6 protein-coding genes and 1 pseudogene are annotated in these 9672 nt (G+C 59.8%); 1 reads left to right on the forward strand and 6 read right to left on the reverse strand.

Annotated elements, in window-relative coordinates; all coding sequences use genetic code 11:
- The 5 genes and pseudogenes from KHU33_RS24350 to ilvD all read right to left on the reverse strand — a co-directional run.
- Positions 1-415: pseudogene (locus tag KHU33_RS24350) on the reverse strand (hypothetical protein); the annotation flags it as partial.
- Entirely contained in the window at positions 415-3060 is a 2646-nt protein-coding gene (mutS, locus tag KHU33_RS24355; protein WP_211467838.1) for a DNA mismatch repair protein MutS, read from the reverse strand. The gene mutS and the pseudogene KHU33_RS24350, both read right to left, overlap by 1 nt.
- Before the next feature lie 171 nt (positions 3061-3231).
- Entirely contained in the window at positions 3232-4155 is a 924-nt protein-coding gene (locus KHU33_RS24360) for a hypothetical protein (protein WP_211467830.1), read from the reverse strand.
- Positions 4156-4192: 37 nt separating this feature from the next.
- The gene (locus tag KHU33_RS24365) at positions 4193-5422 is read right to left on the reverse strand and encodes a TIGR03862 family flavoprotein (RefSeq protein ID WP_230414531.1); all 1230 of its coding nucleotides are present in this window, start codon (positions 5420-5422) and stop codon (positions 4193-4195) included.
- Positions 5423-5761: 339 nt separating this feature from the next.
- Positions 5762-7636, reverse strand: coding sequence for a dihydroxy-acid dehydratase (gene ilvD, locus KHU33_RS24370; RefSeq protein WP_211467834.1), 1875 nt, complete (start codon positions 7634-7636; stop codon positions 5762-5764).
- Positions 7637-7944: 308 nt separating this feature from the next.
- On the opposite strand from ilvD, the gene metC reads away from it, so the two are divergent.
- Positions 7945-9144: a cystathionine beta-lyase gene (gene metC / locus KHU33_RS24375; RefSeq protein ID WP_211467836.1), complete on the forward strand. Its 1200-nt coding sequence runs from the start codon at positions 7945-7947 to the stop codon at positions 9142-9144.
- Between the two features lie 22 nt (positions 9145-9166).
- Here the strand turns inward: metC and KHU33_RS24380 are convergent, their stop codons facing one another.
- On the reverse strand, positions 9167-9634 hold the full coding sequence (locus KHU33_RS24380; RefSeq protein ID WP_211467840.1) for an Lrp/AsnC family transcriptional regulator: 468 nt from the start codon (positions 9632-9634) through the stop codon (positions 9167-9169).
- Positions 9635-9672 lie beyond the last annotated feature (38 nt).

A 9672-nucleotide genomic window follows, 5' to 3' on the forward strand; every position in this document is an offset into this window, starting at 1 on the left:
CAAAAGAAAATTCATCGGAAAAGAACAGTTCGCGGAGCCGGCTCAGGCGCTCTATTGCCGCCGAGCGGTCAGCCGTGTTTTTGCATGCAGCCCAATCGCTGGCGGACAAGGATACGATCAAGCCGTTTTTTGCGCTGTTCAATAATGCCTTGCGCTGCCCATACAATTTGTCGGTACACGGTTCGCTGCCGGCCTTGATGCCGTTCGCCACCACAAAGGCGAGATTGTCGGCATCGGTTTCGCTGATCGCATTGCGTAACGGCGTTTCATCCGCGCTGCTGCGAAACGCGTGCGCGATCACGCCAAAACTGAAGGCGCCGGTTTGCGCCGGCGCCGCGCCGCAGCTTGCCGCCAGCACCAGCGATAGCGCTAACCGGAGCGGCAAGTTGCGGCGCAGGCGAGCAAGAGCGCTCATCAGTTTTTCTGCCCGGCGGTGAGATGTTTCAGGCGATATAACTGTTCCAGGGCCTCGCGCGGCGTCAGCGCGTCAGGATCGATGCTGTCCAGGGCAATCATCAATTCACTCGGCAGGACGTCAGCGCTGTCGCATTCTGCATCCGCATCCATATTGGCGGCTTGCGCAAACAGATCGAATTGCGGTGTTGCCTGCATCGATTGCGATTCCAGCAAAGCCAGGTGTTTGCGGGCGGCGCGGATCACCGGCGCCGGCACTCCTGCCAGCTGTGCTACCTGCAGACCGTAACTCTGGGACGCCGGCCCGGCTTGCACCGCATGCAGGAAGACGATGCTGTCCTTATGCTCGACCGCCGACAAATGCACATTGGCTGCCGATGGATGCAGATCAGGCAATTGCGTGAGCTCGAAATAGTGGGTGGCAAACAAGGTGAAGCTGCGGCTGGCGTCGATCAGATGGCGGGCGATCGCCCACGCCAGCGCCAGGCCGTCGAAGGTCGAGGTGCCGCGGCCCACCTCATCCATCAGCACCAGCGAGTTTTCGCTGGCGCCGTTGAGGATGGCTGCCGATTCGGTCATTTCGACCATGAAAGTGGAGCGGCCGCCGGCCAGGTCGTCGGCCGCGCCGATACGGGTAAAGATACGGTCGATCGGACCTAGCACGGCGCTGTCGGCAGGTACATAACTGCCGACGTAAGCCAGCAGGGTGATCAGCGCCACCTGGCGCATGAAGGTCGATTTACCGCCCATGTTGGGGCCGGTGATCAGCAGCAGCTTGCGTTCGGTGGATAGCTGGCAATCGTTGGCGATGAAGCGTTCAATCTGTTTTTCGACTACCGGATGGCGTCCCTGTGCGATTTGAATCGCCGGCTCCGCCACCAGTTGCGGCACGCACCAGTCATGGCGTGCGGCGTGATCGGCCAGCGCCACCAGGGTGTCGAGTTGCGCCAGTGCATGGGCGATGTTTTGCAAGGTGCCGATATGCGGCGCCAGATTCTGCAAAATCTGTTCGTACAGCGCTTTCTCGCGTATCAATGCGCGTTCTTGCGCCGACAAGGCCTTGTCTTCAAACGCTTTCAATTCCGGCGTGATATAGCGCTCGGCATTCTTCAAGGTCTGGCGGCGGCGGTAATCGTCCGGCACCTTGTCGGTCTGGCCGTGCGTGACCTCGATGTAAAAACCGTGCACCTTGTTGTATTCGACGCGCAGATTGGCGATGCCGGTGCGCGCCCGTTCGCGTGTTTCCAGGTCGACCAGGAACTGGCCGGCGTTTTCCGACAGGCCGCGCAGTTCGTCCAGTTCAGCGTCGAAGCCGACGGCGATGACGCCGCCGTCGCGCACCATGGTCGATGGTTCGGCGGCGATCGCGCTCTGCAGCAGTTGCAGGCAGTCGACCGGGGTTTCCAATGCGACTTGCAGTTCTTGCAGCAACGGCACCTGGTCGTCGCGGCTGCACATGGCGATGTCGGCGCGCAGCGAATCCAGTTGCAGCAAACCGTCGCGCAAACCGGCCAGGTCGCGCGGCCGCGCCGACAGCAAGGCGATGCGGGCGGTGATCCGTTCGATATCCGGCACTGCGCTCAGCGTGCTGGAAATGGCGCTGCCGGTATCGGCCGCGATCAAGGCGCCGATCGCCGCGTGGCGGCCGCGGGCGACGCTCTGATCGCGTTTGGCGTGATGCAGCCAATGACGCAGCAGGCGCGAACCCATCGCGGTGCGGCAGTGGTCCAGCAGCGAAAACAGGGTCGGCGCGCCGGATGAGGCATCCTGGCCGCGTATGGTTTCGGTGAGTTCCAGGTTGCGCCGGGTGGCGGCGTCGAGGCCGATGAATTCGTTTTCGGTTTCGACCGTGAGCGTGCGCACATGCTGCAAGCCCTTGCCCTGAGTCGACTGGGCATAGCGCAGCAGGGCACCGGCAGCGCCGACGGCGGCGCTCAAGCCTTCTGCGCCGAATCCGCTCAAGCTGCTGACGGCGAGCTGATCCAGCAGGGATTTCAGGCCGTGGGCGATATCGAAGTGCCATTCCGGCACGGTGGTGGCTTTGTCGACCACGGTATTGGCCAGCATCGCCTGGACCATGTCGGCCACCAGGATTTCCGCCGGCGCGATCCGTTCCAGCTCTTGTTTGAGCAGGGTGTCCAGCGTCGCTGGCTCGCAAGCGAATTCCATCATCTTCAACGCGCCGCTAGCCATCGACAGCCACGCCAGGCCGACTTTCATAGCCTTGCGCTGTTGAGTAACATACAGCGCCAGCAAGGGCTGGTCCGATTTTTCCGGCAGCAGGTTGGAATCGGTCAAGGTGCCGGGTGTAATCACGCGCAGCACTTTTCTGTCGACCGGCCCCTTGCTGGTGGCCGGGTCGCCGATTTGTTCGCACAGCGCCACCGATTCGCCGAGCTTGATCAGCTTGGCCAGGTATTGATCGGCGGAGTGAAACGGTACGCCGCACATCTTGATCGGCGCGTTGTTATAGGTGCCGCGAGCGGTCAGCGTGATGCCCAGCAGGCGCGCTGCTTTTTCCGCATCGTCGAAAAACAGTTCGTAAAAATCTCCCATCCGGTAGAACACGAGCGTGTCCGGATAGTCGGCCTTGATGCCGAGATATTGCTGCATGCCGGGTGAAACTTTTTGTGCCGCTACCGTCATCGGGCGGCCCGCTGCTGAAAATTTGATTGCATTAAGTGGGTTCTTTCTCAAGCCGGTTCTCAAGCCGATCCTCAAGCCTGACTGGCGCTTGATTGCTAAGGTATTCGGGTCAGGCGATATTGTAAGCTGAACAAGGCGCAGCCGCTATTTGTTTGCGGCTGCGCAGGCTTTTTATCGCGGCGGCGCGCTGTCCTGGTAAAACATTTCCCGCATCAGGAACTGTTGCAGTTCGGCGGTATCTTTCAACCTGGCGCTTAGCGTGATGACACGCCCCAGGCGTTGCGAGCGCCAGGGAATATCCGTGCTGGTTTTGTTGCGGATCATTTCTATCATTTTATTGACGATAGCCATTTCGATACTTTCTTCGCTGCCGCGCTCAACCGGAATATTCTGCTGCGCACTGCGGCTGGAGCTGGCGTTCCAGCCACGGAAAATCAGGCTGGCCCGGAATGGCGTTTTGTCGCGCACCTGGAAAATGCCGCCGGATTTGTCCTTATCGATACCCATCCAGCCTCTTTGCGCCTGGATGTTGGCGCGTGCGATGTCATTCGGCGATTGCGGCGTATCTTCGGCGGCGCTGGTTTCGCCGGCCAGCGCGCGTTCCTGGGCCTGGGCCGCTTCGCGTTTTTCGCGCGCGGCCTGGATATGCGAAGAAAAATCTTCCTGGACCGATTGCTCGTATTTGGGCGCGTCCGGCTGCGGCGTGACAATCGTCGGCGTGATTGCCGTGATCGATTTCGGCGCCTGGCTTATTTTGGGCGTGGCTTTGCGCGGCTTGGCTGGCGTCGGCGCGGTTTTTGGCTTGGGCGGTGTCTTGACCGGTTGCGGCGGCAGGCTTTGCGGCGCCGGCGCCAGGGAGATGCTGACCGTCCCCATGTTGCCGGGCGCGGGCGATTGCATCGGGATTTCGATCGGCAGCTGGGTCAGCAAATACCAGATGCCGAATACGTGGAGCAGGACCGAAATCAGGATGCCGACGATCTTGGGGATGCGCCGCTGATTGGCACGTTGGCGGTCGCCCCATGACGATGTACGTGGTTTTACACTGCCATCGGCCGTGCGATCGGGCACGGAATTGGCCGCGGGATTGCTCATGCGATTGTTCACGGGACTGTTCACGCGACTGCTCATGTTATCGCAGCCAGCTCAAAACGCCAGAGCCGGCAGCGCGGCCCGAGGCCATGCAGGCGTTCAGCAAGTAGCCGCCGGTGGGAGCTTCCCAGTCCAGCATTTCGCCGGTGCAAAAGACGCCCGGCAAGGCCGTCAGCATGAGTTGCGGGTCCAGCGCTTCAAACGCCACGCCGCCGGCGCTGCTGATGGCTTCGTCGATAGGGCGCGGCGCCAGCAAGGTTAGCGGCAGCGCCTTGATAGCGTGCGCTAGGCGTAATGGGTCGACAAAATCGGCCGCCGGCACCAGCTCTCTCAACAAGCCGGTTTTCACGCCTTTCAGGCCCAGACGGCTTTGCAGGTGGCTCGACCAGGAGCGTGCGCCGCGCGGCCGCGCTACTTCGTCGATCACCCGTTGCAGAGGCCAGTCCGGCAGCAGGTCGAGCTGGATCGTGGCCTTGCCGTCGGCAGCAATCCGATCGCGCAAGCCGGCCGAGAGGGCGTAAATCAGGCTGCCTTCGACGCCGTCGGCGGTAATCACGAATTCGCCTTGCTTGCGCAATGCCGGCTTGTCGCCGTCGGCAGGGTCGAGCATGATGGCGACCGATTTCAGATGGTGGCCGCCAAAGCGCTCACGAAAATATTCGCTCCAGCCAGTTTCGAAGCCGCAATTGGATGGCAGCAGCGGCGCTATCGGAATGTCGCGCTGGGCCAGCAACGGCACCCATCTGGCGTCTGAACCGAGACGCGCCCAACTGCCGCCGCCAAGCGCCAGCACGACGGCATCGGCGCTGACGCTAGCTGGTCCTTGCGGAGTCTCGAAACACAGTGTTCCGGCTTCATCCCAGCCCAGCCAGCGATGGCGCATATGAAACCGCACGCCGGCCTGGCGCAAGCGATGCAACCAGGCGCGCAGCAGCGGCGCGGCTTTCATGTCGGTCGGGAAAACGCGGCCGGAGGAGCCGATGAAGGTATCGATTCCCAGCGCATGGACCCATGCGCGCAGCGCCTCCGGACTGAACTGATCCAGCAGTGGAGCGATCTGCGGACGGCGTGCACCGTAGCGCGACAGGAAGGCGTCGTAGGGTTCGGAATGGGTCAGGTTCATGCCGCCTTTGCCGGCCAGCAGGAATTTGCGGCCGACCGACGGCATGGCGTCGTACACATCGACTTGCACCCCGCCCGCAGCCAGCACCTCAGCCGCCATCAGGCCGGCAGGGCCGCCGCCAATGACGGTTACTGCTTTTTTTTGCATTCCGGGATTATTCAACGACGTCATCTGTTGTTAGATGCCAATCCGATAGTTGGTTGAGGGGGCTAGGTTAACACTGACGAGAAGACTTGCAGGGACTGCCATAAAATTCACCAGGAAATCTATTGTGCTTATGTCGCGCAGGATCTGCCGCAGGAAACGGTTCGCAACTTTACCATATCGTGAGGAGGAATATGGCCTGGAAGCGAGGCGGGCCGAGCATGTAAATTGAGCACAGGCAAGGGAAATGAAGCAAAAAGAGGCCGGTTTGCGCCGGCCTCTTTTACAGAGAGTTACATTTTTCTTGCTAAATAAACGCTAAGAAACAAACGTGTATATTGCTTAGCGCTTGAGCTGGCTGATGTCGCGCACTGCGCCACGGTCGGCCGAGGTTGCCATTGCGGCATAAGCTTGCAAGGCTTGCGATACGTAACGCTGGCGATTCACCGGCTTCCAGGCGTCCTTGCCTTTGGCATCCATCGCAGCCCGGCGTTGCGCCAGTTCGCTATCGCTGATTTTCAGGTGCATGCGGCGTTCCGGGATATCGATTTCGATGATGTCGCCTTCTTCCACCAAGCCGATGGCGCCGCCTTCGGCCGCTTCCGGCGAAGCATGGCCGATCACCAGGCCGGACGAACCGCCCGAGAAACGGCCGTCTGTGAACAGTGCGCAGGACTTGCCCAGGCCTTTGGATTTGATATACGAAGTCGGGTACAGCATTTCCTGCATGCCGGGGCCGCCTTTCGGTCCTTCGTAGCGGATGATGACGACGTCGCCGGCGTGCACCGTGTCGCCCAGAATCGCTTCCACCGCATGATCCTGGCTTTCAAAGACGCGGGCGCGGCCGCTGAACTTGAGGATGCTCTCATCGACGCCGGCGGTTTTGACGATGCAGCCGTTTTCCGCCAGATTGCCGTACAAGACCGCCAGGCCGCCGTCCTGCGAATAAGCGTGGGCTTTGTCGCGGATGCAGCCGTTGCTGCGGTCGGTATCGAGGCTGGTGAAACGCTTTTCCTGGGAAAACGCAACCTGGGTCGGGACGCCGCCGGGAGCCGCGCTAAACAGTTTATGGACCGCCGCATCCCGGGTTTGCGTGATGTCGTTATTGGCGATAGCGTCGCCCAGCGTCTTGCTGTGGATGGTCGGGCGGCTGGTGTCGAGCAGGCCGGCGCGCGCCAGTTCGCCCAGGATGCTGACGATGCCGCCGGCGCGGTGCACGTCTTCGATATGGTATTTATCGGTCATCGGCGCCACCTTGCACAGGCAAGGAACATGGCGCGAGATGCGGTCGATGTCGGCCATCTTGAAATCGACTTCAGCTTCTTGCGCCGCGGCCAGCAAGTGCAACACGGTATTGGTCGAGCCGCCCATGGCGACGTCGAGCGTCATGGCGTTTTCAAACGAAGCCTTGCTGGCGATGGTGCGCGGCAGGACCGAGTAATCGTCTTGTTCATAATGGCGTTTGGCCAGCTCCACTATCAGGCGGCCGGCGCGCAAGAACAATTCCTTGCGATCGGCATGGGTGGCGAGAATGGTGCCGTTGCCGGGCAGCGCCAGACCGAGCGCTTCGGTCAGGCAGTTCATCGAATTGGCGGTGAACATGCCGGAGCAAGAGCCGCAGGTAGGGCAGGCCGAGCGTTCGATTTCAGCGATGTCGGCATCGCTGACGGTGGTGTCGCCAGCCTTGATCATGGCATCGACCAGATCGATCTTGAAAATCTTTTGATCGATCACCGCCACGCCTGGCAGCTTTTCAACTACCTTGCCGGCTTCCATCGGGCCGCCGGAAACGAACACTACCGGAATATTCAAACGCATCGCCGCCATCAGCATGCCCGGCGTGATCTTGTCGCAATTGGAGATGCACACCATGGCGTCGGCGCAGTGGGCGTTGACCATGTACTCCACCGAGTCGGCGATCAGTTCGCGCGAAGGCAGCGAGTACAGCATGCCGCCGTGACCCATGGCGATGCCGTCATCGACCGCAATCGTATTGAATTCCTTGGCGACGCCGCCGGCCGCTTCGATCTCGCGCGCGACCATCTGGCCCAGGTCCTTGAGGTGGACGTGGCCCGGGACGAATTGGGTAAACGAGTTGACCACTGCGATGATCGGCTTGTCAAAATCGCCGTCTTTCATGCCTGTGGCGCGCCACAGGGCGCGGGCGCCGGCCATGTTGCGGCCGTGGGTGGTGGTGCGGGAACGATATTGCGGCATGATTTACATCTCCAGAAATAATGGCTTTAGGGCTGACGCTAGAGTGCCTTGCCCATAAGGCTGTGTCAAATATATGATTTGTTGCCCATTAATATGTATTGCATATATATAAAATTTGATGATTTATGGATAACTGAATGCGTGTTTGTAGACTGTTTTGTATTTAATTTCTTTTAAATATATAAATATTGGAAAAATATTCTAATAAGTCACGATTTTAAGAGCCTTCTTGCAATAATTTTCCATGCCGACGACTCTACAATAGACGCTGGTAATGTCGCCGTACAGTTCAGCAAGGAGTGTTTCTCATGTCTTCCGATAATTCTTCCGGTTCCCCGGCCGCCCACGTCGATACGCAACTGGTGCATTGCGGCCGCGAGCCGGCGCGTTTCGCGGGCATGGTCAACACGCCGGTGTTCCGCGGTTCGACCATCATCGCCAACAATCTGGAAGATTGGGAAGCCGCCCGCCAGATCGACAATCCCATGGCCAACTACGGCCGTTTCGGCACCCCGACCACCCGTTCCTTTGAGCAGGCGATCGTCACGCTGGAAGGCGGCCACAACTGCCTGGTGTTTCCATCCGGCTTGTCTGCCTGTACTCACAGCATCATGGCTTTCGTCAAAAGCGGCGATCATATTCTGATTACCGATAGCGTGTATGGCCCGACGCGGACCTTTGCCGATCGCGTGTTGCGCCGCATGGGCGTCGAAGTGGAATATTTCGATCCTCTGATCGGCGGCGAAATCCGCACTTTGCTGCGGCCGAATACCAGCGTGGTGTTTGTCGAGTCGCCGGGATCGTGGACCTTTGAAGTACAAGACATCCCGGCCATCGCCGAAGAAGCGCATAAAGTCGGCGCCTATGTCTTGCTCGATAATACCTGGGCCACGCCGCTGTTTTTCAAACCGTTCGAACACGGTGTCGACGTCTCGATTCACGCTGCCACCAAATACATCGTCGGCCATTCGGATGCCTTGCTGGGCGTAGCCAGCGCCAATGAGCGGGCCTGGTGCATCCTCAAGCAAGGCGCCCACGATTTCGGCCAGACCGCCGGCCCGGACGATATTTACCTGGCCTTGCGCGGCATGCGCAGCATGGCGGTGCGTCTGCGCCAGCATTGGGAGAGCGGCATCCAGCTGGCGGAATATCTGCGCACCCAGCCGCTGGTGGAGCGGGTATTGCATCCGGCCTTGCCGTCCGATCCCGGCTACCGGCTGTGGCAGCGCGATTTCCTCGGCGCCAGCGGTCTGTTCGCGATCGAGTTGAAGGAAGTCGGCCGTCCTGCGCTGTCTAAATTCTTCGAGAGTCTGCAGTTGTTTGGCATCGGCTTGTCGTGGGGCGGTTTCGAAAGCCTGGCTCTGCCGCTGGACAAGCCGCCGACCCGGGTAGCGTCAGCCACGACCTATCAGAATCCGCTGGTGCGGATTCACGTCGGCCTGGAGCATATCGACGATCTGGTGGCCGACATGGGCCAGGCTTTCAAGCGCATGGAGCAAGCGCTGTAGCAGGATCAGGGATCAGGCTGCATCAGTCCAGTCCGGCATAATCAAGCGGCAGCGCGGTGGTGTGCTTGATCTGTTCCATGGCGAAGCTGGCGCTGACGTCGAACAACGCGTTCGATTGCATCAGCTTCTGATAAACCGCATCGTAGGCGGCGATATTCGGCACCACCACCCGCAACAGGTAATCGATATTGCCGCTCATGCGGTAAAACTCCACCACTTCCGGAATCAGTTTTACCGTATTACTGAATTGGGCGTACCAGTTGGCGTTGTGCTGATTGGTCTTGATCGAGACGAATACCGTCACCCCGACATTCAGTTTTTCGGCATCCAGCAGCGCCACCCGGCGCAACACCACGCCGTCTTCTTCCAGCTTCTGTATGCGGCGCCAGCAAGGCGTCGATGACAGATTGACCTTCTCCGCAATTTCCGCCACCGGCGTGCTGGCGTCTTCTTGCAGGATGGCGAGAATTTGTTTATCTATTTTGTCCATAGTCGATTTGAATTTTGAAAGCGGCCTGTCTAATTTTT

Origin of the sequence: Collimonas silvisoli (assembly GCF_018305005.1) — a bacterium.
Taxonomy (GTDB): domain Bacteria; phylum Pseudomonadota; class Gammaproteobacteria; order Burkholderiales; family Burkholderiaceae_D; genus Collimonas; species Collimonas silvisoli.

Excerpts from the sequence above, each read along its gene's own strand:
- mutS (WP_211467838.1), bottom strand. The coding sequence starts at position 3,060 with ATGACGGTAGCGGCACAAAAAGTTTCACCCGGCATGCAGCAATATCTC.
- KHU33_RS24360 (WP_211467830.1), bottom strand. The coding sequence starts at position 4,155 with ATGAGCAATCCCGCGGCCAATTCCGTGCCCGATCGCACGGCCGATGGC.
- KHU33_RS24365 (WP_230414531.1), bottom strand. The coding sequence starts at position 5,422 with ATGCAAAAAAAAGCAGTAACCGTCATTGGCGGCGGCCCTGCCGGCCTG.
- ilvD (WP_211467834.1), bottom strand. The coding sequence starts at position 7,636 with ATGCCGCAATATCGTTCCCGCACCACCACCCACGGCCGCAACATGGCC.
- metC (WP_211467836.1), top strand. The coding sequence starts at position 7,945 with ATGTCTTCCGATAATTCTTCCGGTTCCCCGGCCGCCCACGTCGATACG.
- KHU33_RS24380 (WP_211467840.1), bottom strand. The coding sequence starts at position 9,634 with ATGGACAAAATAGATAAACAAATTCTCGCCATCCTGCAAGAAGACGCC.